Here is a 23,511-nt window from a genome sequence, read left to right on the forward strand (position 1 = left end):
GTCGCGGCATCCACCCTTCCGAAGCCTCAGCGCACGGCGCGGCCGTGGGCGATGTCGATCAGGCGCGACAGCACATCGCCGGCGCGCAGGCCGTTGTGCTCGTGCTCGCTCGTGATCCACGGCGTCACGCCGGGGAGGAGGCGAGCGGTCTCCATCGAGAACTCGAACGGCACATACACGTCGTTGACGTACACGGCGGCGGCTCCGCGCGCGCCCGAAGCGGCGATCGCAGCCTCGTCGTAGACGCACGGCCACTCGTGGTCGGCGAGCGCGAGGGTCACATCGCGCCACGGCTGCAGGCCGGGCACCGTATCGAGCCATTCACGGTGCACGTGCTCGCCGGTGAGCAGCGTCGGGTCGGCGCGGAAGTCGTCCGGCTCAGTGCGCTCGGCCGACCAGTTCGTCGCGAACCCGTCGGCGTAGCTCGACTCGTGGAACACGTAGTACAGCGGGTTGCGCGCGTCATACGGCATCGCGGCCGCCAGGTCGTGGCGGAACGCGTTGGTGTGCGGCGGCAGCTCCAGCAGCGACCACAGGGTCTGCCAGCCGTCGTTCGTGCCGAGGAGCGACCCGATCGACCGCGCGCGGGAGACCGATACGACCTCGCCGCCGGGCAGAACGATCGACCCGGCGCCGGCCAGATCGACGATGCGCCGCACCGCATCACGGTGTGACGGGAAGCGCCGGTAGTAGCGCTCGGTCGCCGTGCGCATCTTGTCGTACGTGAGGGCGTACACGTCATCGGGATGCCGCCCCACCGCGCTCAGGCCACCCGTGATGTACGCGTGCTCGATCGACGGGGCATCCGTCGACAGGTACGACAGCGTCGTGAACCCGCCGAACGACTGGCCGAGCACGCTCCACGTGTCGGCGCCGAGCTCCTGGCGCAGCGCCTCGGCGTCCCGCACGATGCTGTCGGCGCGCAGGTGCGTGATGTGCTCGGCGAGGGCCTCGGAGCCCCGTTCGAGGTCGACGTCGCCGACAGGGGTCGACAGACCCGTGCCGCGCTGGTCGAGCATCACGACGCGGTGATGCTGCAGCGCCGCATCGAGCCACGACGGAGCCGCCGGTGCGTGGAAGGGACGCGGCGCCTCATGACCCGGTCCGCCCTGCAGGAACACCAGGTAGGGCAGGTCCTCGCCGCCCTCGCGCGCGACCACCGCGGCGTGCACGTCGATCGTGCGGGCGTCGTCGGGATCACCCCACACCAGCGGCACCGTGAGGGTGTGGTCGTCGATGGTCAGATCCTGAAGGCGTCGCGTCGTCACGGGCATGCTGCGAGCCTAGGGGCCGGCTCGGACGCCCGCGGTCAGCGGCCGGAGCGCACCGTGACCGTGAAGTCGTCGACGTTGCGCAGGTGGGCACGAACGCTGCTCTCGGCGGCGAGCGCGACCGCCTCGGCGTCGTGGTCCGCGCGGCCGGCGACCAGGGCGTCGCCGTGCAGCCGGTGCCCCACCCAGCGCAGCCGCAGCCGATCGATGTGCTCGATGCCGTCGATGTGCTCGAGTGCGTGCTCGGCGCGATCGACGAGCTCCGGCTCGACGCCGTCCAGGAGCCGCCGGCCGACACTGCGCACGGTGCCGATGAGCAGCACGAAGATCGCGAGCGCGATGACGAGCCCCACAATCGGATCGGCGAGCGGGAAGCCCAGCAGGACGCCCACGCCGCCCAGCACCACGGCGAGCGACGTGAAGCCGTCGGTGCGCGCGTGCACGCCGTCGGCCACGAGCGCCGCCGAGCCGATCCGCTTGCCCACGCGGATGCGGTACACCGCCACGGCCTCGTTGCCCGCGAACCCGACGACACCCGCGGCGATGACCCAGCCGAGGTTCTCGAGCGGCTGCGGATGCAGGATCCGGTCGACCGCCTGCCACGCGGCGACGACGGCCGACAGCGCGACCACGAACACGATGAACAGTCCGGCGAGGTCTTCCGCACGACCCAGCCCGTAGGTGTAGCGGCGAGACGCCGCCCTTCGGCCCAGCACGAACGCGATCCACAGCGGCACCGCGGTGAGCGCATCCGAGAGGTTGTGGACGGTGTCGGCCAGCAGCGCGACCGAGCCGCTGAACGCCACGACGACTGCCTGCAGCACGGTGGTCGCGAGCAGGATCACGAGGCTGATCTTGAGCGCCCGGATGCCCGCCGCATTCGCCTCCATCGCGTCATCGATCGCGTCGGCGGCATCGTGCGAGTGCGGCACGAACAGCTCGTGCAGCACGCCGCGCAGACCGCCGGGGTGGCGATGGTCGTGGTCATGGTGGCCGTCGGCGTGGTCGTCGGCGTGGTCGTGGTCGTGGTCGTGGGGATGCCGGTGGTCGTCGTGGTCGTGGCGTCCGGCCGTCGCGGCGGTCATGCCTCGCCTCCGTCCGTGCGATGGTGGCGCGGCGTGCCGCCCAGCGAGTGCTCCGCCTGGTAGATCGCGTCGGCGACGAGGCGCGAGGCGTGCTCGTTCTCGAGGCGGTAGAAGACCCGCTGCCCCTCCTGGCGCGTCGAGACGATGCGGGCCAGACGCAGCTTGGCGAGGTGCTGCGACACCGCCGCCGGGGACTTGTCGACGATGTCGGCGAGATGGTTGACCGACAGCTCGCCCGCATCCTGCAGCGCCAGGACGATCCGCACCCGAGTCGCGTCGGCGAGCATCGCGAAGACCTCGACCGCGAGTTCCACGTAGGAGCTGTCGACCGCGTAGCCGCATCCCTGCTTATCTGCACTCATACGCAGATACGATAGCAACCTTCGCCGGCCGGCACGACCGGCAGGCGGACCGGATCAGCGCAGGATGCGCCGCCACACGTTGGTGTCGGCGAGGTCCAGCAGCTCGTCGCCGCGGCCCGACAGCACGGTGCGCAGCGCCCACAGCGTGAAGCCCTTGGCCTGGGCGACCGTGATCGCCGGCGGGATCGAGAGCTCCTGCCGCGCCACCACGACGTCGACGAGGACGGGGCCGGGCTCCCACAGCGCGCGCCGCAGCGCGGGCTCCAACTCCTCGCCGCGCTCGACGCGGATGCCCGTCATGCCCATCGCGGTGGCCATTGCGGCGAAGTCCGGATTGTCGAGCGTCGTGCCGAAGTTGACGATGCCCGCCGCCTTCATCTCGACCTCGACGAACCCGAGCGCGGAGTTGTTGAACACGATGACCTTGATCGGCAGATCGTTCTGGCGGATCGACAGCAGGTCGCCGAGCAGCATCGCGATACCGCCGTCGCCCGACAGCGCGATGACCTGCCGGTCACGGTCGACCGCCTGCGCACCCAGCGCCTGCGGCATGGCGTTGGCCATGGAGCCGTGCGCGAACGACCCGAGCAGCCGTCGTCCCTTCGTCATCGTCAGGTAGCGCGCGGCCCAGACGACCGGCTCCCCGACATCGGCGGTGAACACGGCGTCGTCCTCGGCCAGTTCATCCAGCAGCCGGGCCACGAACTGCGGGTGCAGCGGTCGCTTGCCGTCGTCGACCGCCAGCGCGTCGAGGTCCTTTCGGGTCTTGCGGTAGTTCGCAACCGCGTCGCGCAGGTGCGCGTCGTCGCGGTCCGCCCGCAGATAGCCGAGCAGAGCGGATGCCGTCACGCCGACGTCGCCCACGAGCCCGAGGTCGATCGGGGTGCGGCGGCCGAGCTGCTCACCCCGGATATCGACCTGCACGATCCTCGCCTTCGACGGGTAGAACTGCCGGTAGGGGAAGTCGGTACCGAGCATGAGCAGCGCGTCGCACTTCTCCATCGCCCGATATCCGGACGCGAAGCCGAGCAGCCCCGTCATCCCGACATCGTGCGGATTGTCGTACTCGATGTGCTCCTTGCCGCGGAACGCGTGCACGATCGGCGCCTGGAGCCGGCCGGCGAGGGCGATCACCTCGTCGTGGGCGCCCGCGACGCCGGCACCGGCGAGGATCGTGACGCGCTTGGCGCCGTCGAGGATGCCGGCGGCCTCGCGCAGCTCGGCGTCGCTCGGCACGATCGAGGGCTGCGCGGCACGGATCGGTGCCGACGGGCGCCGGGCCGGGGCATCCGCGAAGAAGACGTCTCCGGGCACCACGACCACGGCCACACCCCGCTTCTCGACGGCGGTGCGCATCGCGATCTCGAGCACCCACGGCATCTGCGACGGGTCGGAGATCAGCTCGGAGTACACGCTGCACTCGCGGAACAGCTCCTGCGGGTGCGTCTCCTGGAAGTAGCCGCTGCCGATCTCGGCCGACGGGATGTGCGAGGCGATCGCCAGCACCGGCACGCGCGAGCGCTGCGCGTCGAACAGGCCGTTCACGAAGTGCAGGTTGCCAGGCCCGCAGCTGCCGGCGACGACCGCGAGCTCGCCGGTGATCTCGGCCTCGGCGCCGGCGGCGAACGCCGCGGCCTCCTCATGCCGCATGTGCAGCCAGCGCAGGCGTCCGTCCCGGCGCAGGGCGTCGGTGAAGGCGTTGAGCGAGTCGCCCGGCAGCCCCCACACCCTCGTCACCCCCGCATCGACGAGCGTCTGCACGAACACGTCCGCAATGCTGGTGGCCATCTCAGCTCCTCGCCTCGGGTCCGCCTTCAGCGAATCAGCGGCCGACCGGTCGCGCAAGATGCCGTGGTGAAGCGACGGGCTCGATCGGTGACGGGCGACTCCCCGCCGGCCCCGTGGGGCGATCGAGCCCGTGCTGAGACGGGCCGGGCCCGCACCCGCGCCCGGAAGGCGCGATCTGCTGGAACGTCTTCGACGACTGACCGGATGCCGGCGGCCGCTCAGCCCTGGGTGCTGCGGTCGCGCGAGCGGCGGGCGGTGAAGCGGCGACGGCGCCGCGGCGCCGTGGGGCTCGCGGTCTGCGCGGCGGTCGGCAGGACGATCGGCGCGGTGACGACGGCATCCACCACCATCGATCCGTCGGTCGGGCCGACGATCGCGATGGGGGTCGTCGGGGTGGCGACCGCCGGGTTGATCGGTTCGTGCGCCAGGCGACGGTGGGCGTGGATGTACGCGGGGATGAGCACCACCACGGCACCGAGCCACGCCAGCGGGTTGCTCGCCGCGACGCCGATGAAGCCGAAGATCGCGCCGAGCACGACGGCCGCGACCACGCGCATGACGAGCTCGATGACGCCCGTGACAGTGGGGATCAGCGTGTGCCCGAGCCCCTGCAGGGCGCCGCGCAGCACGAACAGCACCGCGAGGATCCAGTAGGTCGCACCGTTGATCGCGAGCATCTGGGCGGCCATTCCCACGACCTCGGTCGCGGCGTCGCCCACGAACAGCTGCACGAGATGCGCGCCGAACGCGATGAGCAGCGCTCCGAGCACGACGGCGGCGGCGAGCGAGATCCAGGTCGCCTGCGTCACGCCCGTGCGGATGCGGTCGGGGCGCCCGCCACCGTGGTTCTGCGCGACGAACATCGACACGGCGAGGCCGAGCGACTGCAGCAGGGCCACGGCGAGGCCGTCCACGCGCGACGCCGCGGTGTAGGCGGCCACGGCGTCGGCACCGAGCTCGTTGAGCGCCACCTGGACCGACAGGGTGCCGATCGCGATGATCGAGGCCTGGAAGCCCATCGGCAGACCCAGGCGCAGGTGCTCGCCGAGGTCGGCACGGCTGACACGCCAGTCCTCGCGGTGCAGATGCAGCACCGGCACGCGCCGCCGCACGAACTCGAGGCACAGCAGCACCGAGATCAGCTGCGAGACGACCGTCGCGAGCGCCGCGCCGCCCACGCCCCAGCCGAAGGTGCCGACCATGAGGAGCACGAGCACGACGTTGAGGCCGCACGCGAGCGTCAGGAACACCAGCGGCGTACGCGAGTCGCCGATCGCGCGGATGATCGCCGACAGGTAGTTGAAGAACATCATGGCGCCGGCGCCGAGGAAGCTGATCTGCGCGAAGACGATCGCGTCGTCCATGAGCTCGGCGGGCGTCTGCAGGAGCGTCAGCAGCGGACCGGCCAGCAACGGCGCCCCGACGGTCAGCACGACGGTGCAGATGCCGGTGAGGATGGTTCCGGCTGCGACGGAGCGGCGAACGGCCGCGTAGTCGCGGGCGCCGAACGCCTGCGCGGTCGGGATCGCGAAGCCCGACGTCAGACCCCATGCGAACCCCAGCAGCAGGAAGATCATGCTTCCGGTCGCACCGACGGCCGCCAGCGCGTCGACGCCGAGATGGCGTCCGACGACGATCGCGTCGACGAACTGGTACAGCTGCTGGACCACGTTGCCGATCAGCAGCGGCACGGCGAACAGGGCGATGACGCGCCAGGGGCGGCCCGTCGTCAGGGCGGTGGACATGAAGGCGAGCTCTCGAGGGAGAAGGCGAAGACGGAAGGGCCGGAAAGCGGCTGCCGAACATCTTATCGAATCGATTCGGAATTGTCTGGACGAATGTTGTGCCTTGCGCAAAACCGAGACGGTGGATGCCGTCGCCGCGACGCGCCCGCGGCCGTGGTTCCGCGTGTCGGACGACGGGCGTAGCGTGCCGCCATGGCCGCCGAACCTCAGGTGCTGGAATGGCTGCTCGACTCCGACCCGGCGTTGCGCTGGCAGGTCGAGCGCGACCTCGCGGGCGCTCCCCCCGAGGTGTGGCAGTCGACGCGTGCCCGCGTGTCCGTCGAAGGATACGGCGCCGCCCTGCTGACGCGACAGGACCCCGACGGGCGATGGGCCGGCGGCGCGTTCTTCCCGGGGGGCACGGCGTTCTTCGACACCCCCGAGGCCAAGGAGCCCGGGCAGCCGTGGGTCGCGACGACCTGGTCGCTGCGCGACCTGAGGGAGTGGGGCGTCGACGCCGCGGCGCTCGGCGACACGGCCCGGCGCATCGACGCGAACAGCCGGTGGGAGTACGACGACATGCCCTACTGGGGCGGCGAGGTCGACGTGTGCATCAACTCGTACACGCTCGCCGCCGGCGCCTGGCTCGGCGCCGACGTCTCACGGCTCGTGGAGTGGTTCCCCGCGCATCGGCTCGCCGACGGCGGCTGGAACTGCGAGGCGGAGGAGGGTGACTCCGTGCGCTCGTCGTTCCACTCGACACTCAACGCGGCGCGCGGGATCCTCGCGTACGAGCGGATCACCGGCGACACGAGCATGCGCGAAGCCCGTCACGGCGGCGAGGAGTACCTGCTGTCGCGCCGGCTGATGCTCCGCGCGAGCACGGGTGAGGTCGTCGGCCCCTTCGTGACGCGGTTCGTGTACCCGAACCGCCACCGCTACAGCGCCCTCTCGGCCCTCGACCACTTCCGCGATGCGTCGCTGCTCGAGGGCACGGCACCCGATCCGCGCCTGGCCGAGGCCGTCGAGGCGGTGCGCGACGCGCGACAGCCCGACGGCACGTGGCTGCAGACGACGCCCCTGCCCGGCCGCACGTGGTTCGACGTCGATGTCGCCGAGGGTGAGGCATCCCGGTGGCTCACATTGTTCGGCACACGGGTGCTGGACTGGTGGGATGCCGCGACCTGACGTCCACAGCCGCGCTTCGTCTCGGTCGTTCCTCCCTCGCTCAGCGACCGCAACCCCGGCCATCCCGCCGACCCGACCCCCGGACGCTGAGCGAGCGCCAGCGAGACGAAGCGCGGCGCGCGAACGGGAGCTCACCCGGACTCCTCGGCTCCGCCAGCGGCGAGCGTGCCCCGTTCAAGCCCGAGGGCCCACTCGGCGGTATCGGTCACGAAAAGCCGGTACGCCTCGTGGGTGAAGCCGCCGACGTCGTTGACGTAGGCGCCGTGCCCGTCGATGGCGACCAGGATGCGCACGCATGCGGCGAGCGCGTCGTCACAGCGGAAGGTGCCGTCGGCGATGCCGTCGTCGATGATCGCGCGCAGACTCGCGACGTTGAGCTGCTCCTGCTCGTGGACGGCCTGGGCGAGCGCCGGGGTGAACCGCGACAGGTGCCGCGCGTTGAGCCACAGCTTCGAAAGCGGATCGGAGGCCGGCGACTCCATGTCGTACACAAGGGTCGCCACGCGCGCGAGCGGTGCACCCTGGGTCGGGTAGGCGGTGGCGCGCTCACCCTCGGCCGCGCGCACGAACGCGGCGATCACGAGGTCCTCGGCCGACGGGTAGTAGTGCGTGATGAGTCCGGGGCGGACGCCGATGCGTTCGGCCACGGCGCGCAGCGTGATGCGCTCCAGCCCTTCGTCGAGCGCGATGTCGGCGGCGGCGGCGAGGATCTCGGCGCGGCGCTCATCCGGGTGCTTGCGGACTCTGCGTGTGCCAGGGCGCACATCGGGGCTTGACACCATGCCCGCCATGTTATTGGATGTGTGACCAATAGTCTATTGTCCACTCGGCCAATAGCATTGGCATCCCGAACCATCCCCACACCCGCAGCAACGAAGCCGCCGGCGAAGACGACGACGTCCTGCCGTCCCGAGAGGAACCCCGTGTCATCAGAAACGCAGACCATGAAGACACCGCCGTCGGCGGGCGAGGGATTCGTGGATGCCGCCACCCAGCCCGAGACGCGCGGCATCGAGCTCATCGGGGCGGGTGAGCGCCACGGCCGGGCCCGCGACCTCTTCTTCGTGTGGGCGGCGCCGAGCGTCAGCATCCTGAACTTCACCGTCGGCGCGACGCTCGTGCTGCTGGGCCTGGAGCTCTGGCAAGCGATCCTGGTCGTCCTCGCCGGCTCCGCGATGTGGGTGTTCCCCGGCATCATCGCCATCAGCGGCCCCGCCGCGGGCACCTCCGGCTCGGTGATCACCCGAGCCATCTACGGCATCATCGGCAACAAGCCCGTCGTCGCGTTCACGGGCTGGCTCATCGGCGCCGTCTTCCTCGCGCTGAACTGGCTGGCGTCGTCGTTCCTCGGCGCCGACATGCTCGCGGGCATGGGCCTCACCGACCCGGTGGTCGTCCCGATCGCGGTGACGCTCGTCATCTCCGCGCTCACCGTGCTCGTCGCCGTGTACGGCCACGCGCTCATCCTGCGCATCTACTCGTGGCTCGCGATCGTGCTCGCCGTGATCTTCGTCACCGTGACGGCGTTCATCCTGCCGCAGGTGGACTGGAGCTACCAGGCCGCGGAGCCGCTGGCGGGAGTGCCGCTGTGGTCGGCGATCACCATCGGATTCACCCTCGTCGCTTCGGGCCCCATCTCGTACATCAACAGCCCCGACATCGCGCGGTACCTGCCGCGATCGACCAAGGCCTCGCACATCATCGCCGCGACCGCCCTCGGCGGCGCCCTGCCCGGCGCCGTGTTCACCGCCGTGGGCGTGCTGCTGGCGACCGTCGTGATGGGCGGCATGGACGCCGGCATCGAGTCGGCGCTGCTGGGGATCCTCCCCGCCTGGCTCGGCCCGGTGTTCGTCATCGGCGTCATCGTGAACACCGTCGCCCTCAACGGCATGACGACGTACACGTCGAGCATGGCGCTGCAGGCGATCGGGCTGCCGCTGCGCCGCATCCCGGCCGCCGTCATCGTCGGCGTCATCGGCACCGCGCTCACCATCTACCTCGTGCTGTCGACGAGCCTGCTCGACGCCGTCAACCTGATGCTGCAGTTCCTGGTGATCGTGTCGGCACCGACGATGGCGGTGTTCGTCGCCGACGTCGTGCTGCGGCGCAATCGGTACGACGGCGTCGATCTGTTCGACGAGGAGCGCGGCGGACGCTTCTGGTACAGCGGCGGTTGGAGCATCCCCGGCGTCGTGGCGGTGCTCGCCGGCGGCATCGTCACGGCGCTGTGCCTGTCGACCACGGTGTGGACGGGTCCGGTGTCGGAAGCGCTCGGCTACGTCGACCTGTCCGTCCCGGTCGGCATGCTGGTGTCGGTCGTCCTCTACACCGCGCTGCTGCGCACCCCCCTCGGAAAGGCAGGTCGCCCGTGACCACCACCCTGTACGCCGACGGTCACGTCTTCACCGCCGACGCCCGCCGCTGGGCCACCGCGATCGTGGTGCGCGACGGCCGCGTCGCCTACGTCGGCGACGACGCCACCGCACGGCGCATCACCGGGGCCGAGGTGACCGAGGTCGACCTCGGCGGCGCGACGGTGCTGCCCGGGTTCGTCGACGGCCACGCCCACATCGTCGGCACGGGGGAGGCCGCCGGGCAGGTCGACCTGTGGGGCGCCGACACGCTCGACGAGATCCAGCGTCGCATCCGGGCGTTCGCCGATGCCCACCCCGAGGCTGCGCGCATCCGCGCCCAGGGCTGGCAGCACGCCGCCGTCGGCGGTCGTCCGACGCGCGAGCTGCTCGACGCCGTGGTCGCGGACCGCCCGGTGTACGCGGACGCGTACGACTTCCATTCGATCTGGCTCAACACGGCCGCCCTCGTCGAGGCCGGCATCGACGACGACACCGCGGACCCGGCGGGCGGCATGGTCCACCGCGACGCCGACGGGCACGCGACGGGACTCGTCGACGAGACCGCGATGCACCTGCTGGTGCAGCCGGTGCTGGCCGGCTTCACGACCGACGACGACCGTGACGCGGCCCTCGTCGCAGCACTGCGCGGCTACGCGGAGGCGGGCGTCACCGCGGCCACCGACATGGGACTCGACGAGGCCGACCTCGCGACCATGGCGCGCGCCGAGCGCGCGGGCACGCTGACGGCGCACGTCGCGGGGCACTGGCGCGTGCAGCCCACCGGCGACGAGGCGCAGAACCTCGAGCAGGTCGCGCGGGCCGTCGAGCTCGCCTCGGCGCACACCTCGCAGTGGCTGCGGATCGTCGGCATCAAGGTCATGATCGACGGCACGGTCGACGGCTGCACCGCGGCGGTCGGGCACCCGTACTCCGACGGCAGCGACCCCGACCCGGTGTGGAGCCTCGACGAGCTCGCCCCGGTCGTGGCGGCCGCCGACGAGGCGGGCCTGCAGGTGGCGATGCACGCGATCGGCGACGAGGCGGTGCGCATCGCGATCTCGGCCGTCGAGCACGCGATCGCCGTCAACGGGCCGCGGGAGCGCCGTCACCGCATCGAGCACCTCGAGGTCGTGGAGCGCGCAGACATCGACCGCCTGGCGGCGATCGGCATCACCGCGAGCATGCAGCCCGTGCACGCCGATCCCGCGATCCAGGCGAACTGGCGCGCGATGCTCGGCGACGAGCGCGTCGACCGCGGCTTCCCGTGGCCCGAGATGACCGACGCCGGCGCCCCGCTGGTCTTCGGCACCGACTCGCCCACGTCGCCCTACGCTCCGCTGCCGAACATGTTCATCGCCGCCACGCGGCGCTCGGCGCTCGACCCGTCGCTGCCGGCCAACATCCCGGCGTACGCGCTGCCGCTCATGACCGCGATCGAGCACGCGACCCGCGACGCCGCGTGGGCGAGCCGTGCCGAGGGCTCGTACGGCCGCATCGCCGCCGGCCTGAGCGCCGACTTCATCGTGCTGGACCGCGACGTGTTCGCCGCAGCGCCGGACGAGCTGCTCGAGACCCGGGTGGTGCGCACGGTGGTCGGCGGGCGCACGATCCACGAGGCGTAGGCGGCGGAGACAGGGGGAGAGTGGATGCCGGAGGCCCGGGCATCCACTCTCCCTCTGTTCTGCGTCGGTCGATCAGGCGCGGCCCTCGTACGCGGCGTCGCTGATGTGCTCCTTCCACACGGTGGTGGCGGCAGGGTCGTCGCCCGCCTCGAGCATGGCGAGGTGCTCCATGAAGCAGTCCGGTGAGGCGCCGTGCCAGTGGTCCTCGCCGGGCGGCGTGTAGACGGTCTGGCCCGGGTGCACCTCGATCATCCCGCCGTCGCGCGTGCCGAGCCGCGCGACGCCGTGCGTGACGCGCAGGTACTGGCCGCGTGCGTGCGAGTGCCAGGCGGTGCGGGCGCCCGGCGCGAAGCGCACCAGTGCGACGGTCATGCGCTGGCCGTCGTCGTGCGGGGCGGCGATGGTGTCGACCCAGACGTCGCCTGCGAAGCGCTCGGGCGGGTTCTTGACGGTGGATGCCGTCGGCTCGATGTTCATGCGAACCTCCTTGTCGTTGCGGTCAGGGCGGCGGTCACAGCGTGAGCAGCACCTTGGTCGCGCGGCGCTCGTCCATCGCACGGTAGCCCTCGGCGGCGTCCTCGAGGGGGAGCGTCAGGTCGAACACCACGCCGGGGTCGATCTCGCGGTCCCAGATGAGCCGGATGAGGTCGGGCAGGAACCGCCGCACGGGCGCGGGTCCGCCGTGGAGGTGCACGCCGGAGAAGAACAGCTCCATGCCGTCGAGCGAGACGCCGTGGGCGACGCCGACGTACCCGATGTGGCCGCCCGGTCGGGTGGCGCGGATGGCCTGTTCCATCGACTCCTGCGTGCCGACCGCCTCGATGACCGAGTGCGCGCCGAGGCCGTCGGTGAGCTCCTTGATGCGCGCCACACCCGCGTCGCCGCGCTCCTCGACGATGTCGGTCGCCCCGAACCTCGTCGCCAGAGCCTGGCGGTCGGCGTGGCGGCTCATCGCGATGATGCGCTCGGCGCCCAGCTGCTTCGCGGCGAGCACACCCAGGAGTCCGACGGCGCCGTCGCCGACCACCGCGACGGTCTTGCCGGGGCCGGCCTCGGCGGCGACGGCGGCGAACCATCCGGTGCCGAGCACGTCGGAGGCCGCGAGCAGCGCCGGCACAAGGTCGGGGTCCGGCTCGCCCGGCGTGGCCACGAGCGTGCCGTCGGCGAGCGGGATGCGGGCGTACTCGGCCTGTGTGCCGATCGAGCCCATCATCACGTTGTGCACGCAGCGGGACTGGTAGCCGGCCCGGCAGATCTCGCACGTGTTGTCGGAGGCCACGAACGAGCCGACGACGAAGTCGCCCACCGCCACGGTGGTGACCTCCGCGCCGATCTCGGTGACGACGCCGACGTACTCGTGCCCCATGGGCTCGTGGTCGACGTGCTGGATGCCGCGGTACGGCCACAGGTCCGACCCGCAGATGCAGGTGGCGGTGAGGCGGATGACAGCGTCGGTGGGCTCGATGATCGTCGGACGTTCGCGGTCTTCGACCCGGACGTCGCCCGGGGCGTGCATGATGACTCCGCGCATGGGTGTCTCCTTAGTGTGCGTTCTCGAGGGTGCGGGTTTCGCCCGCGGGCGAGTGGTCCGGCGCCAGAGCGCTCGCCCGCCGCGGCGCGATGACGAGCAGCGACGAGACGGCGGCGAGCATGGTCGCCGTCACGGTGACCAGACCGAGCGGCAGGATGCTGGCGGCCCCGGCCAGTCCGACCAGCGGCGCCGCGACGGCGCCGAAGCCGAACCGCACGGTGCCGAGCAGCGACGAGGCGGTGCCGGCGATCCGCGGATAGCGGACGAGGGCGAGGGTGGTGGCGGGCGGCGACGTGACCGCGACACCGCCGGCGAGCGCGAACAGCGACATGATCACCACCCACAGCGGCATCGGTGTGAGGCCTGCGGCCAGCAGCCCCGCCGACCCCAGTCCGGTGAGCGCGACTCCCGCGGCGAGGGTGCCACGCACGCTCCAGCGCTCCGCGACGCGCCCGGAGAGGTAGCCGAACACCATGAATCCGACCGAGTTGAGTCCGAAGGCGGCCGCGTACTGCAGCGGCGTGAGCCCGTAGATCTCCTGCAGCACGTACGTGGCGCCGGCGAGGTAGGCGAAGGTCGCCGCATACATGAACCCCTGGTTGAGCACGGCGCCCACGAACGTGCGGTCGGCCACGAGCGTGCGGTAGGCGCGTGCGGTCTGCCCGAACCCGCCGCTCGTGCGGCGATCGGCGGGGAGGGTCTCGTCGAACGCGAACAGCGTGACCAGCAGGATGCCGGCGCCGACGACCGCCAGGAACACGAACAGTCCCCGCCAGTCGACGATGCTGCTGAGCACGCCGCCGAGCATCGGTCCGACGACGGCTGCCAGCCCGCCGACCACGGTGAGCCGGCCGTAGAAGCGGATGAGCGCACCGCCGGAGTACACGTCGCGACCCGCGGCCTGCGCGATGACGATGCCGACGCCACCGGCGAGCCCCTGCACGAGGCGTGCCGCGACGAGAAGCTCGACGGTGGGGCTGATCGCGCACAGCAGTGAGACGCCCACGTACGCGGCGACGCCGACGAGCAGGATGCCGCGCCGGCCGTAGCGGTCCGACAGCGGTCCCGCGACCAGCTGGCCCACCGCGAGCCCTAGCAGGCAGGCCGTGATGGTGAGCTGCGCGACGGAGGTCGCGGCATCCAGCTCGGTCGTCAAGGCAGGAAGAGCCGGGAGGTACAGGTCCATCGAGATCGGTCCGAAGACCGTCAGCAGCAGGAGCAGGCTCGGCAGCAGCCTCCGGTGGACGGGAACCGGTGAGGGTGCGAGAGAGGTCATGACTCCGATGCTCCCGGCGGGCGCGCGGGGGCGGGAGTTCCTGCTGAGACATGTACTGACAGGGCACCCCTCGCCTGATCCGGTCGGCCTAACCTGTCGGCATGGACAACAGGGCCGAGGTGCGCGAGTTCCTCATGACGCGTCGCGCCCGCGTCTCGCCGGAAGCCGCCGGGATGCCGGCCGGGCCGAACCGGCGCGTCGCCGGCCTGCGTCGCAGCGAGGCGGCGATGCTCGCGGGGGTCAGCGTCGAGTACTACGCCAAGCTGGAGCGTGGCGCGATCGCGGGCGCGTCGGCGTCGGTTCTCGACGCCGTCTCGCGGGCGCTGCAGCTCGACGACACCGAGCGCGCGCACCTGCTCGACCTGGCGCGCGCGGCCGACGGCATCCCGACCTCCGGCCGGCCCCGCCGTCGCACGTCCAAGCCGGGCCCACCGCGCGCGAGCCTCGAATGGGCGCTCGCGGCGATCACCGACGGCATCGCTGTGGTTCGCAATCCGCGGCAGGAGATCGTCGCGGTGAACGAGCTGGGTCGCGCCTTCTACTCACCCGTGATCGGCGACGGCGGACGCACCCCGAACCTGGCCCGGTTCCAGTTCCTCGACCCGGCCGCGCACGACTTCTACCCGGACTGGGAGCTGTTCGCGCGGATGTGCGTGGGGATCATGCGCGCCGAGGCCGGCCGCGACCCGCACGACAAGGGTCTGCAGGACCTCGTGGGTGAGCTGTCGACGCAGAGCGAGACGTTCCGCACCCTGTGGGCGGCGCACGACGTGCGCACCCACGGCGCAGGCACCAAGCGGTTCGTGCATCCGGTCGTCGGCGAGCTCACCCTGGCGTACGAGGAGCTCGTGCTCACCGCCGAGCCCGGCAACGTGATGCTCATCTACACGGCCGAGCCGGGATCTCCCTCGTCGGAGCGGCTGCGGCTGCTGTCGTCGTGGGCGGCGACGCAGCCGGTCGAGCAGTCGTAGGCAGGCACGGGTCCGCACGACCCGGGCCTTCGCCTCAGGCGTGCGCGCGCCCGCGGAACTCTGCACGATGCGTCGCAGGGCTCGCCCCGAGCCGGCGCGAGAAGTGGTGGCGCAGCGTCACGGCGCTGCCGAATCCGGACTGCTCGGCCACCAGCTCGATCGGTGCGTCGTCGGTCTCCAGCAGCAGCCGCGCGTGATCGAGGCGCTGGTTCAGCAGCCACTGCTGCGGGCTTGTGGCCGTGCGCTCGCGGAACCGGCGCGTGAACGTGCGCCGCGACAGGTGCACGGCGGCCGCCCACGTGTCGAGCTCGAGCGGCTCGGCCAGGCGCGCCCGCGCCCAGGCCATCGCATCCTCGATGGGTTCGCCGCCGGCCGGATCGACCACAGGCACCGGGATGTACTGGGCCTGCGAGCCGCTGCGGTGCGGCGCCAGCACGAGCGCGCGGGCGAGGGTGTTCGCGGCGGCCGCGCCGTGGTCCAGGCGCGCGATGTGCAGGCAGCAGTCGAGTGCGGCGGCGACGCCCGCAGAGGTGATCACGTCGCCGTGGTCGAGCCACAGCACGTCGCGGCGCACGTGCACGCCCGGGTACTCGGCGGCGAGCCGGTCGGCGGCCGCCCAGTGCGTGACCAGCTCGCGGTCGTCGGCGATGCCGCTGGCCGCGACGACGAAGCCGCCGAGGCACAGCCCGACGATGCGTGCGCCGCGGGCGTGGGCCGCGCGCACCGCGTCGAGCAGCGCGTCGGACGGCGCACGGTCCTGCCGCCAGCTCGGCAGCACGATCATGTCGGCCGACGCGAACGCCTCCAGGCCGTCGTCGACGGCGATGCGGTACCCGGCGCCTGTCACGAGCGACCCCGGCTGCTCGGCGCACACGACCACCTCGTACAGCGGCTCCGCGCTGTCGAGTCCAGCGGCCGCGAACACGAGTGTCGGCACCGACAGGTGGAACGGGCTGATGCCCTCGAAGGCCAGCACGGCGACGCGACGCAGGGGGACAGCATCCATCATGGCCCGATCTTAGCGAAATGCTGCCTTCGGGCCACTGTTGCGTGACCGTCGGCAGCGCGAGCATCGAGTCATGACCGAAACGATCGCTCCCGCCTCACTGTCCGCCCTGCTCGTCGGCGGACCCACGCTGCAGTTCGACTACGCCGGGCTGTCGTTCCTGACCGACCCGACCTTCGACGAGCCCGGCGACTACGACGGCCCCGTGGTGCTGCACAAGCTCACCGGCCCCGCCGTTTCCGCCGACGCGCTCGGCGCCGTCGACGTCGTGCTGCTGTCGCACGACCAGCACTTCGACAACCTCGACCACTCCGGGCGGGCGCTGCTCGGCCGCGTGCCGACGGTGCTGTCGACGTCCGCCGCGGCCGGGCGCATCCCCGGCGTCGTGGGACTCGAACCGTGGCAGACGACCGCCGTCGGCGCGGTCGAGATCACCGCGGTGCCGGCGCTGCACGGGCCCGAGGGCGCCGAGGCGCTGAGCGGCGTCGTCACCGGCTTCGTCCTGCGGGCCGACGGCGAGCCCACCGTGTATGTGTCGGGCGACAACGCGTCGGTCGACCTCGTGCGCGAGATCGCGGCCCGGTTCCCCTCGATCGACGTCGCGGTGCTGTTCGTCGGCGCCGCCAACCCCGGCCGGTTCGGCGACATCGACGTGACCCTCAACGCCCACACGGCGCTGCAGGCCGCCGAGGCGCTGGGCGACGCGCTCATCGTGCCCGTGCACGGCGAGGGCTGGGCGCACTTCAGCGAGACGCTCGAGCGCCTCGAGCTGGTGTTCGGGTACGCCGGCAAGGCCGCGCGGCTGCGAGTGCCCCAGCGCGGCGAGCGCCTCACGGTCGCCTGACGCCGGGAACGAGGGATGCCGCCACCCGCCGCCCGGTCGGGCGGTGGTGGCGGCATCCCTTCGTCTCACTCGTAGCGCAGCGACTCCACCGGGTCGGCTCGTGCCGCGCGGGCGGCGGGGAGGGTGCCGGCGAGGAACGCGATCACCATGACGACGAGGATGATGGTCGCGATCGACACCGGGTCGAAGGCGATCAGCGTCAGCCCCGGCAGGTCGGCCAGCAGCGAGTCGGCGAGCACCGCGCTGAGGCCCGTGCCGACGACCATCGCGATCACCACGCCGACCGCGCTCCCCAGGAACCCGAGGAAGGTCGCCTCGAGACTGAACAGGCTGAAGACGCGTCCCGACCCCATGCCCATCGCCTTCATGAGGCCGATCTCGCGGGTGCGCTCCTGCACCGACATGAACAGTGTGTTCACGATGCCGAAGCTCGCCGCCAGCAGCGCGATGATCGCGAACGCGTTGAGCACCAGGACGATGCCGTCGATCACCGTCGTGAACGCGCCGATCTGGTCGGCGACCGTGGTGCCCGTGAAGCCGGCGTCGGCGAGGCGGTCCTTGAGCGCGGCGATGTCGTCGTCGCTCGCATCCGCGTCGAACCACACCGTCGCCTGCGCGTAGCGGTCGACCTGGTCGGTGGGCACCCCGATGTTCTGCGTCTCGAACAGGGTGTCGGTGAGGGCGTCGTTCGGGATGATGCTCGTGCCGTTGGGCGAGGCGAGCGCTTCCTCGGCGACGCCGACGACGGTCGCCTCGATCACGTGCTGCTCACGATTCGCGTCGGTGATCGCGATCGACACCGTGGCGCCGAGCGCATCGTCGTCGCCGGCGAAGCCCAGCGGCTCGACGTACGACGTGGGCAGCACCAGCTGGTACGCATCGGTGCTGTCGTCCGGGTCGACGCCCGCGCTCAGCTGCGTGGTCTGTCCAGGGACGAGGCTCCCGACGCTGACGACGTACTTCGTGCCCCCGTCGTGCTGGATGAAGTCCGGGCTGATCGACTTCGTGGCGTGCACATCGGTGACGCCCTCGATCGAGGCGAGCTCGCCGAGGTCGTCGGGGGTCATCGCGGTGACGGTGCCCCCGCCGCCCGGGCCGAGGCCGCCCGCCGACACCGCGTCGGGGTCGTATTCGGCCGGACCGGAGTCGCCGCCGAAGCCGGCATCCGCATCACCCGACGTCTTCGTGACCGTCATCGCGTTGGACGCGCCGATGCCGCTCACTGTGTCGTCGATGTACGCGTTGATGCCCGTGCCGAGGCCGCTCGTGAGCGTGAGGGTGAAGGCGCCGACGAAGATCGCCAGGATCGTCAGCACCATGCGGGTCTTGGAGCGGAACGTGTTCGAGATCGCCGAGGCGACGAGGTCGGTGGTCCTCATGCCGCCACCCCCTCGGGCGCCGCGGGCGCCGACGGGCCGGAGCCCGAGTCCTCGACGATCTCGCCGTCGCGGATGAGGATGCGGCGGTCGCAGCGGGCCGCCAGCTCCTCGTCGTGCGTGACCACCACGAGGGTGATGCCGTGCTCGCGATTGAGGGTGAACAGGATGTCCTCCACGACCGCGCCGGTGTGCGAGTCGAGGTTGCCCGTCGGCTCGTCGGCGAAGATCACCCGCGGGTTGTTGACCAGGGCGCGAGCGATGACGACGCGCTGCTTCTGGCCGCCCGAGAGGTTCACGGCCTTGTTCTTCGCCTTGTCGGCGAGGTCGAGCTGCTCGAGGGCGGCAAGTCCCCGGCGGCGGCGCTCGGCCCGGCCGACCCCCGCGATCTTCATCGGCAGGATCACGTTCTCGAGCACGGACTGCGAGCCGGTGAGGAAGAACTGCTGGAACACGAACCCGAACGTCTTGTTGCGCGTGCGATTGAGCTTCGTGCCGCGGAGGCTGCGCGTGTCGATCCCCTCCAGCGCGAGGGCGCCCGCGTCGGGCCCGTCGAGCAGCGCGAGCACATGCATGAGCGTCGACTTGCCCGAACCGCTCTTGCCGACGATCGCGACGGACTCGCCCTCGCGGATGTCGAAGCTCACCCCCTTGAGCGCCTCGAACCGGTTCTGGCCCTTGCCGTAGGCCTTGCGGACATCGCGGGCCGAGATGATCGGTGCGGGAACGGTCGTGGTCATTTCGCCACCTCCAGGACGAGATCGGATGCCTCATCCGCGGGCTCGTCGTCGAGCTCGGCCCGCAGCGGCACCTCCTTGATGAACAGCACGGCGACGAGTCCGAGCGCGACCATCGGGATGAGCATCGTGAACACCGGCGTCAGCGCGTCGTTGTACGCGCCGACGATGATGTCGCGCAGCTGGTCGGGCAGGGAGTTCACGACGGCCGGGGTGAACGAGTTCGTGTCTCCCGCCGCGCCCGCGGCCGCCGGCATCCGCTCGTTCAGCAGGTCGGTGAGACGCGACGTGAACACCGCGCCCACGATCGCCCCGCCGAGGGAGGCGCCGATCTCGCGGAAGAAGTTGTTCGACGCGGTGGCCGTTCCCACCTGGCTGTCGGGGAACGAGTTCTGCACCACCAGCACCAGGATCTGCATGCCCAGGCCGATGCCGGCGCCCAGCACGAACAGGTACGACAGCAGCACCCACAGCGGCGTCGACACCGTGAGCGTCGACATGAGGGCGAGCGCGATGCCGAGCACGATCATGCTCGCGATCGGCATCCACTTGTAGCGCCCGGTCCGCGACGCGAGCGAGCCGGTGAGCAGCGCCGTCGACATGAGGCCCAGCACCATCGACACCATGAGCAGCCCCGACTCCGTTGCGCCCACGCCGGTCACCATCTGCAGGTACGTCGGCAGGTAGGCGATCGTGCCGAACATCGCGACGCCGATGAAGAGACCGGCGACGGTCGAGAGCACGAAGTTGCGACTGCGGAAAAGCGCCAGCGGGATGAGCGGCTCGGCCGCCTTGTGCTCGGCGAGCACGAACAGTGCGGCGAAGACGACGGCAGTCGCGATCAGGCCGAGGATCATCGGCGATTCCCACGCGTACTCGCCACCGCCCCACGAGGCGATCAGGATGATCGCGGTGACCGAGACGGCCATGGTGATGGTGCCCCACAGGTCGAAGCGCACCTTGACGTCGTGCTTCGGGATCTTCAGGAACACCGCGGCGAGCGCGATCGCGGCGATGCCGAGCGGGATGTTGATCCAGAACGCCCAGCGCCAGCCGACGCCGTCGGTGAACCAGCCGCCCAGAAGCGGTCCGACGACCGACGAGATGCCGAACACGGCGCCCATCACGCCCATGTACTTGGCGCGCTGCTGCACCGGGACCACGTCGGCGATGATCGCCATCGCGAGGATCATCAGCCCGCCGCCGCCGAGGCCCTGCACGGCGCGCGCCACGATGAGGCCCGTCATGTCCGTCGCGAGCCCGCCGATCACGGAGCCCACGAGGAACACCGACAGGGCGCCGATGAACAGGCCCTTGCGGCCGATGAGGTCGCCGAGCTTGCCGTAGATCGGCATGGTGATGGTCGCCGCGAGCATGTAGGCGGTCGTCACCCACAGCATGTGGTCGACGCCGTCGAGGTCGCCGACGATCGTCGGCAGGGCGGTGGAGAGGATGGTCTGGTCGAGCGACGCGAGCAGCATCGCGACGAGCAGGCCGGCGAAGACGGCGAAGATGCCGCGTCGCGGGGTCTGGGTCTCGGCCCGGGAGGTCATGGAGGAAGTCACCCTCCCAGGCTCGCCGCGCCGGAGCTTTCGCGCGTCCCCCAGCGGCGGCATCCCGCGTACTGCATCCGCGGTATTTCCTGGGGTCACGTGCCGGGGGTGAGCAGTCCCGTCTCGTACGCCACGATCACGAGCTGCGCGCGGTCGTGCACCTGCAGCTTCGTCATGATGCGGTTCACGTGCGTCTTGGCGGTGTGCGGCGAGATGAACAGCTCGGCGGCGATCTCGTCGTTCGAGCGCCCGCGCGCCACCAGCACGAGCACTTCGAGTTCGCGCTCGGTGAGGTGCTCCAGGGCGGTACGGTCGGCGGGAGCGGGCTCGGGCCGGAGATACCGCGAGATGAGCGATCGCGTCGCGGTCGGCGACAGCAGCGCGTCGCCGGCGTGCACGGCCCGCACCGCGCGCACGATGTCGTCCGGCTCGGAGCCCTTGCCGATGAATCCGCTCGCCCCGGCGCGCAGCGCCGCGACGACGTACTCGTCCTCTTCGAACGTCGTGAGGATCAGCACCCGGGTGTCGGCGAGGGCCGGGTCGGCGCAGATCTCGGCGGTCGCCGCGATGCCGTCGAGTTCGGGCATGCGGATGTCCATGAGGACGACATCGGGATGGGTCGCTCCGGCCTGCGCGACGGCGTCGCGACCGTTCACCGCCTCGCCGACCACCTCGAGGTCGTCCGCTGCGCCGAGGATGTCGCGCACCGCCTGCCGGATGAGAGCCTGATCGTCGACGACGAGCACGGTGGTCATGCGGGGGCCTCCCCTCGCGGCGCAGCCGGCGGCGCGGCGGCCGGCGCAGCAGCGGGATCGGTCAGCGGCAGCCGGGCGACCAGCCGCCAGCCGCCCGTCGCCGGTCCGGTCTCGACCGTGCCGCGGACGCTCGCCACCCGTTCCCGCAGGCCGGTGAGCCCCAGCCGGGAACCGGGCGCGGCGGCGCCGGGAAGGTCGGCGACGGGATTGGTCACGACCACCGTGAGGACGTCGGGCTCGACGGTGACCAGCACGTGCGCACGATGCTCGGCGCCGTGCTTGTGGGCGTTGGTCAGCGCCTCCTGCATCACGCGGTAGGCGACCCGGCTCTGCGCACCGGGCACGCCGGCGAGGTCACCCTCGGTGCGGACGGTGACGTCCAGCCCGGAGGCGCCGAAGGTCTGCACGAGCTCGTCCAGCTGTTCGAGCGTCGGCTGCGGCGGCGCCGCGCGGCCGGGTTCGCCGTCGGTGCCCTCGTCGGTCGCCCGGAGCACCTCCAGCAGCGTGCCGATCTCGCCGAGGACCGTGCGCGCGGCGCTGCGGATCGTGGCCAGCGCCTCCTTCGCCCGGTCCGGCCGGGTGTCGATCGCCGACGACGCGACGCCGGCATTGAGGCTGATCACCGAGATCTGGTGCGCGACGGCGTCGTGCAGGTCGCGGGCGATCCGCAGGCGCTCCTCGCTCACCCGGCGCTGGGCCTCGGCCTCGCGCGTCTGCTCGGCACGCTCGGCGCGCTCGGTCATCGCGGCGATGAAGTCGCGCCGGGAGCGGTTCGCATCGCCCACGGCCGCGCCGATGACGACGGTGAGCCCGAACTGGATGACACGTGGATCCCAGCCGGTCCAGATCGTGGCGATGAGGCTCAGCCCCACGACGACCACCACCGTGATCGCGGTGGCGACGAATCCCGTGCCGCGCGACAGCCGGTTCGTCACACCGAACATCCCGACCGCGACCGCGAAGGCGAGCCCGGGACTCGGCATCCCGGTGAACAGGTCGAGGCCGAACAGCACGACGACGGCGGCCAGTGTGGGGATCGGAAGGCGCCGCCGCACCGGAAGCACCGCCGCGGCGACGACAGCCAGCACGATGGTCAGCGGCTCGGGCGGCGCATAGGCGTCGCCCGGCGACGGCGCGAAGGTGACCAGCAGCACGATCGCCGCGACGATCAGATCCGAGACGACGTGCGGGATGCGTGGCCGCGGGTCGCTGATCCCGGGCTTGGCTCCCTCGCTGCCGGTCATGGCTCCAGTGTGCCCTGTGACGGCGTGCAGATCCCCGCGCGACGCTGCGGACGCTTCGGGATGCCGGCGGTCACGCGAACGCGAACTTCAGGGTGTTCAGGTGGGCGCGGCTGAGCTCGGCCGCCGCGCGCGCGTCACGCGCCGCGATGGCGTCGACGACCGCGGCGTGGGCGGCGTGGTCCGCCTCGTGCGAGGCGGTCGGGCGGATCTTGAGCATGTCGACCATCGCCGTTCGCACGCGGGGCACGAATCCGTCGAAGAGCTCGACGAGCACCTCGTTGCCCGATGCGACGACGATCAGCCGGTGCAGCGCCATGTCGACGTCGACGTGCGGTTCAGGTGCCGGGTCGGCGGCCGCGCGGGCGGCGAGCGCGGCACGCAGCGCCCGAAGCTGCGCGGGGCTGCGCCGCTCGGCCGCGAGCGCGGCGGCCTCGGCCTCGATCGCGATGCGCGCCTCGATGACGGTGGTGATGGAGGCGCGGCGCAGCACGGTGTCCCAGTCGTCGGCGACGTCGAGGGCGGTGACGAACACGCCTGCCCCCTGGCGCGAGTCGAGCACGCCTTTGCCCGCGAGCTCGCGCACGGCCTCGCGGATCGTCGAGCGCCCGACGCCCAGCTGGGCGGCCAGGGTCGTTTCTCCCGGCAGGCGCTGCCCGAGCGCGAACTCGCCCGCGCGGATGCGGCCCAGCAGGATCTCGGCGGCCTGCGCAGCGAGCGGCGCCCGGTGGACGATCGCGGCCATTGTCAACCTCCGGTTGTCGGACGGGTGGTGTGCCAACCCGTCCACAGCCTACTCCGACACCGCGCTCCGCTTACTTGACTTA

At 71.6% G+C, this 23,511-nt stretch carries 21 protein-coding genes; 5 read left to right on the forward strand and 16 right to left on the reverse strand.

All coding sequences use genetic code 11. The annotated features are described in order from the left end of the window. Positions 1-26: 26 nt before the first annotated feature. From ACFWJ8_RS02920 to ACFWJ8_RS02940, 5 genes are all read right to left on the reverse strand, one after another. Complete coding sequence (locus ACFWJ8_RS02920) at positions 27-1,274, reverse strand: alpha/beta fold hydrolase (RefSeq protein WP_378808736.1); 1,248 nt, start codon at positions 1,272-1,274, stop codon at positions 27-29. Positions 1,275-1,309: 35 nt separating this feature from the next. Beyond that, positions 1,310-2,356 carry a cation diffusion facilitator family transporter gene (locus tag ACFWJ8_RS02925; RefSeq protein ID WP_378808738.1) on the reverse strand — a complete coding sequence of 349 codons (1,047 nt, stop codon included), beginning with the start codon at positions 2,354-2,356 and terminating at the stop codon, positions 1,310-1,312. Further along, positions 2,353-2,718 carry an ArsR/SmtB family transcription factor gene (locus ACFWJ8_RS02930; RefSeq protein ID WP_378808740.1) on the reverse strand — a complete coding sequence of 122 codons (366 nt, stop codon included), beginning with the start codon at positions 2,716-2,718 and terminating at the stop codon, positions 2,353-2,355. Before ACFWJ8_RS02930 ends, ACFWJ8_RS02925 begins: the two co-directional genes overlap by 4 nt. Positions 2,719-2,772: 54 nt before the next feature. Then, on the reverse strand, positions 2,773-4,506 hold the full coding sequence (poxB, locus tag ACFWJ8_RS02935) for a ubiquinone-dependent pyruvate dehydrogenase (RefSeq protein ID WP_378808743.1): 1,734 nt from the start codon (positions 4,504-4,506) through the stop codon (positions 2,773-2,775). 218 nt (positions 4,507-4,724) lie between these two features. Beyond that, complete coding sequence (locus ACFWJ8_RS02940) at positions 4,725-6,251, reverse strand: MATE family efflux transporter (RefSeq protein WP_378808746.1); 1,527 nt, start codon at positions 6,249-6,251, stop codon at positions 4,725-4,727. A 192-nt stretch (positions 6,252-6,443) separates the two neighbouring features. Here ACFWJ8_RS02940 and ACFWJ8_RS02945 point away from each other — a divergent pair, with 192 nt between their 5' ends. Continuing rightward, positions 6,444-7,418, forward strand: coding sequence for a squalene cyclase (locus tag ACFWJ8_RS02945; RefSeq protein WP_378808748.1), 975 nt, complete (start codon positions 6,444-6,446; stop codon positions 7,416-7,418). A 131-nt stretch (positions 7,419-7,549) separates the two neighbouring features. Here the strand turns inward: ACFWJ8_RS02945 and ACFWJ8_RS02950 are convergent, their stop codons facing one another. Then, a complete protein-coding gene (locus ACFWJ8_RS02950; protein ID WP_378808750.1) occupies positions 7,550-8,200 on the reverse strand; it encodes a TetR family transcriptional regulator in 651 nt (216 codons plus the stop codon). Positions 8,201-8,362: 162 nt separating this feature from the next. On the opposite strand from ACFWJ8_RS02950, the gene ACFWJ8_RS02955 reads away from it, so the two are divergent. Both ACFWJ8_RS02955 and ACFWJ8_RS02960 read left to right on the forward strand, forming a co-directional pair. Beyond that, positions 8,363-9,790 (forward strand): purine-cytosine permease family protein, encoded by a 1,428-nt coding sequence (locus ACFWJ8_RS02955; RefSeq protein WP_378808753.1) that lies wholly within the window; start codon positions 8,363-8,365, stop codon positions 9,788-9,790. Then, the gene (locus ACFWJ8_RS02960) at positions 9,787-11,394 is read left to right on the forward strand and encodes an amidohydrolase (RefSeq protein WP_378808755.1); all 1,608 of its coding nucleotides are present in this window, start codon (positions 9,787-9,789) and stop codon (positions 11,392-11,394) included. Before ACFWJ8_RS02955 ends, ACFWJ8_RS02960 begins: the two co-directional genes overlap by 4 nt. A 72-nt stretch (positions 11,395-11,466) precedes the next feature. On the opposite strand, the gene ACFWJ8_RS02965 is transcribed toward ACFWJ8_RS02960, so the two are convergent. Genes ACFWJ8_RS02965 through ACFWJ8_RS02975 form a run of 3 tightly spaced genes read right to left on the reverse strand, consistent with a single transcriptional unit; the run spans position 11,467 to position 14,201 of the window. Continuing rightward, positions 11,467-11,871, reverse strand: a complete 405-nt coding sequence (locus tag ACFWJ8_RS02965) for a cupin domain-containing protein (protein ID WP_378808757.1) — start codon at positions 11,869-11,871, stop codon at positions 11,467-11,469. A 34-nt stretch (positions 11,872-11,905) separates the two neighbouring features. Next, positions 11,906-12,925, reverse strand: coding sequence for a zinc-dependent alcohol dehydrogenase family protein (locus ACFWJ8_RS02970; protein ID WP_378808760.1), 1,020 nt, complete (start codon positions 12,923-12,925; stop codon positions 11,906-11,908). Between the two features lie 10 nt (positions 12,926-12,935). Beyond that, positions 12,936-14,201, reverse strand: coding sequence for a multidrug effflux MFS transporter (locus tag ACFWJ8_RS02975; protein WP_378808763.1), 1,266 nt, complete (start codon positions 14,199-14,201; stop codon positions 12,936-12,938). 101 nt (positions 14,202-14,302) lie between these two features. On the opposite strand from ACFWJ8_RS02975, the gene ACFWJ8_RS02980 reads away from it, so the two are divergent. Then, on the forward strand, positions 14,303-15,172 hold the full coding sequence (locus tag ACFWJ8_RS02980) for a helix-turn-helix transcriptional regulator (protein WP_378808766.1): 870 nt from the start codon (positions 14,303-14,305) through the stop codon (positions 15,170-15,172). 34 nt (positions 15,173-15,206) lie between these two features. Here ACFWJ8_RS02980 and ACFWJ8_RS02985 read toward each other — a convergent pair whose 3' ends face one another. Continuing rightward, positions 15,207-16,181, reverse strand: a complete 975-nt coding sequence (locus ACFWJ8_RS02985) for a GlxA family transcriptional regulator (protein WP_378808768.1) — start codon at positions 16,179-16,181, stop codon at positions 15,207-15,209. 70 nt (positions 16,182-16,251) lie between these two features. Between ACFWJ8_RS02985 and ACFWJ8_RS02990 the strand changes: the two genes are divergently transcribed. Further along, the gene (locus ACFWJ8_RS02990; RefSeq protein ID WP_378808771.1) at positions 16,252-17,022 is read left to right on the forward strand and encodes an MBL fold metallo-hydrolase; all 771 of its coding nucleotides are present in this window, start codon (positions 16,252-16,254) and stop codon (positions 17,020-17,022) included. Between the two features lie 65 nt (positions 17,023-17,087). Here ACFWJ8_RS02990 and ACFWJ8_RS02995 read toward each other — a convergent pair whose 3' ends face one another. The 6 genes from ACFWJ8_RS02995 to ACFWJ8_RS03020 form a co-directional block, all read right to left on the reverse strand. Then, complete coding sequence (locus tag ACFWJ8_RS02995; protein ID WP_378808773.1) at positions 17,088-18,401, reverse strand: ABC transporter permease; 1,314 nt, start codon at positions 18,399-18,401, stop codon at positions 17,088-17,090. Beyond that, positions 18,398-19,138 carry an ABC transporter ATP-binding protein gene (locus tag ACFWJ8_RS03000; RefSeq protein ID WP_378808776.1) on the reverse strand — a complete coding sequence of 247 codons (741 nt, stop codon included), beginning with the start codon at positions 19,136-19,138 and terminating at the stop codon, positions 18,398-18,400. Before ACFWJ8_RS03000 ends, ACFWJ8_RS02995 begins: the two co-directional genes overlap by 4 nt. Continuing rightward, on the reverse strand, positions 19,135-20,688 hold the full coding sequence (locus ACFWJ8_RS03005) for an MDR family MFS transporter (RefSeq protein WP_378808778.1): 1,554 nt from the start codon (positions 20,686-20,688) through the stop codon (positions 19,135-19,137). Before ACFWJ8_RS03005 ends, ACFWJ8_RS03000 begins: the two co-directional genes overlap by 4 nt. A gap of 95 nt (positions 20,689-20,783) precedes the next feature. Next, positions 20,784-21,443, reverse strand: coding sequence for a response regulator (locus ACFWJ8_RS03010; protein WP_378808780.1), 660 nt, complete (start codon positions 21,441-21,443; stop codon positions 20,784-20,786). Next, positions 21,440-22,687 (reverse strand): sensor histidine kinase, encoded by a 1,248-nt coding sequence (locus tag ACFWJ8_RS03015; RefSeq protein ID WP_378808782.1) that lies wholly within the window; start codon positions 22,685-22,687, stop codon positions 21,440-21,442. Before ACFWJ8_RS03015 ends, ACFWJ8_RS03010 begins: the two co-directional genes overlap by 4 nt. 70 nt (positions 22,688-22,757) lie before the next feature. Then, positions 22,758-23,429 (reverse strand): FadR/GntR family transcriptional regulator, encoded by a 672-nt coding sequence (locus tag ACFWJ8_RS03020; protein WP_378808784.1) that lies wholly within the window; start codon positions 23,427-23,429, stop codon positions 22,758-22,760. Between the last annotated feature and the right edge of the window lie 82 nt (positions 23,430-23,511).

Origin of the sequence: Microbacterium sp. NPDC058389, assembly GCF_042722305.1 — a bacterium.
GTDB lineage: Bacteria > Actinomycetota > Actinomycetes > Actinomycetales > Microbacteriaceae > Microbacterium.

Excerpts from the sequence above, each read along its gene's own strand:
- ACFWJ8_RS02920 (WP_378808736.1), bottom strand. The coding sequence starts at position 1,274 with ATGCCCGTGACGACGCGACGCCTTCAGGATCTGACCATCGACGACCAC.
- ACFWJ8_RS02925 (WP_378808738.1), bottom strand. The coding sequence starts at position 2,356 with ATGACCGCCGCGACGGCCGGACGCCACGACCACGACGACCACCGGCAT.
- ACFWJ8_RS02930 (WP_378808740.1), bottom strand. The coding sequence starts at position 2,718 with ATGAGTGCAGATAAGCAGGGATGCGGCTACGCGGTCGACAGCTCCTAC.
- poxB (WP_378808743.1), bottom strand. The coding sequence starts at position 4,506 with ATGGCCACCAGCATTGCGGACGTGTTCGTGCAGACGCTCGTCGATGCG.
- ACFWJ8_RS02940 (WP_378808746.1), bottom strand. The coding sequence starts at position 6,251 with ATGTCCACCGCCCTGACGACGGGCCGCCCCTGGCGCGTCATCGCCCTG.
- ACFWJ8_RS02945 (WP_378808748.1), top strand. The coding sequence starts at position 6,444 with ATGGCCGCCGAACCTCAGGTGCTGGAATGGCTGCTCGACTCCGACCCG.
- ACFWJ8_RS02950 (WP_378808750.1), bottom strand. The coding sequence starts at position 8,200 with ATGGTGTCAAGCCCCGATGTGCGCCCTGGCACACGCAGAGTCCGCAAG.
- ACFWJ8_RS02955 (WP_378808753.1), top strand. The coding sequence starts at position 8,363 with ATGAAGACACCGCCGTCGGCGGGCGAGGGATTCGTGGATGCCGCCACC.
- ACFWJ8_RS02965 (WP_378808757.1), bottom strand. The coding sequence starts at position 11,871 with ATGAACATCGAGCCGACGGCATCCACCGTCAAGAACCCGCCCGAGCGC.
- ACFWJ8_RS02970 (WP_378808760.1), bottom strand. The coding sequence starts at position 12,925 with ATGCGCGGAGTCATCATGCACGCCCCGGGCGACGTCCGGGTCGAAGAC.
- ACFWJ8_RS02975 (WP_378808763.1), bottom strand. The coding sequence starts at position 14,201 with ATGACCTCTCTCGCACCCTCACCGGTTCCCGTCCACCGGAGGCTGCTG.
- ACFWJ8_RS02980 (WP_378808766.1), top strand. The coding sequence starts at position 14,303 with ATGGACAACAGGGCCGAGGTGCGCGAGTTCCTCATGACGCGTCGCGCC.
- ACFWJ8_RS02985 (WP_378808768.1), bottom strand. The coding sequence starts at position 16,181 with ATGATGGATGCTGTCCCCCTGCGTCGCGTCGCCGTGCTGGCCTTCGAG.
- ACFWJ8_RS02990 (WP_378808771.1), top strand. The coding sequence starts at position 16,252 with ATGACCGAAACGATCGCTCCCGCCTCACTGTCCGCCCTGCTCGTCGGC.
- ACFWJ8_RS02995 (WP_378808773.1), bottom strand. The coding sequence starts at position 18,401 with ATGAGGACCACCGACCTCGTCGCCTCGGCGATCTCGAACACGTTCCGC.
- ACFWJ8_RS03000 (WP_378808776.1), bottom strand. The coding sequence starts at position 19,138 with ATGACCACGACCGTTCCCGCACCGATCATCTCGGCCCGCGATGTCCGC.
- ACFWJ8_RS03005 (WP_378808778.1), bottom strand. The coding sequence starts at position 20,688 with ATGACCTCCCGGGCCGAGACCCAGACCCCGCGACGCGGCATCTTCGCC.
- ACFWJ8_RS03010 (WP_378808780.1), bottom strand. The coding sequence starts at position 21,443 with ATGACCACCGTGCTCGTCGTCGACGATCAGGCTCTCATCCGGCAGGCG.
- ACFWJ8_RS03015 (WP_378808782.1), bottom strand. The coding sequence starts at position 22,687 with ATGACCGGCAGCGAGGGAGCCAAGCCCGGGATCAGCGACCCGCGGCCA.
- ACFWJ8_RS03020 (WP_378808784.1), bottom strand. The coding sequence starts at position 23,429 with ATGGCCGCGATCGTCCACCGGGCGCCGCTCGCTGCGCAGGCCGCCGAG.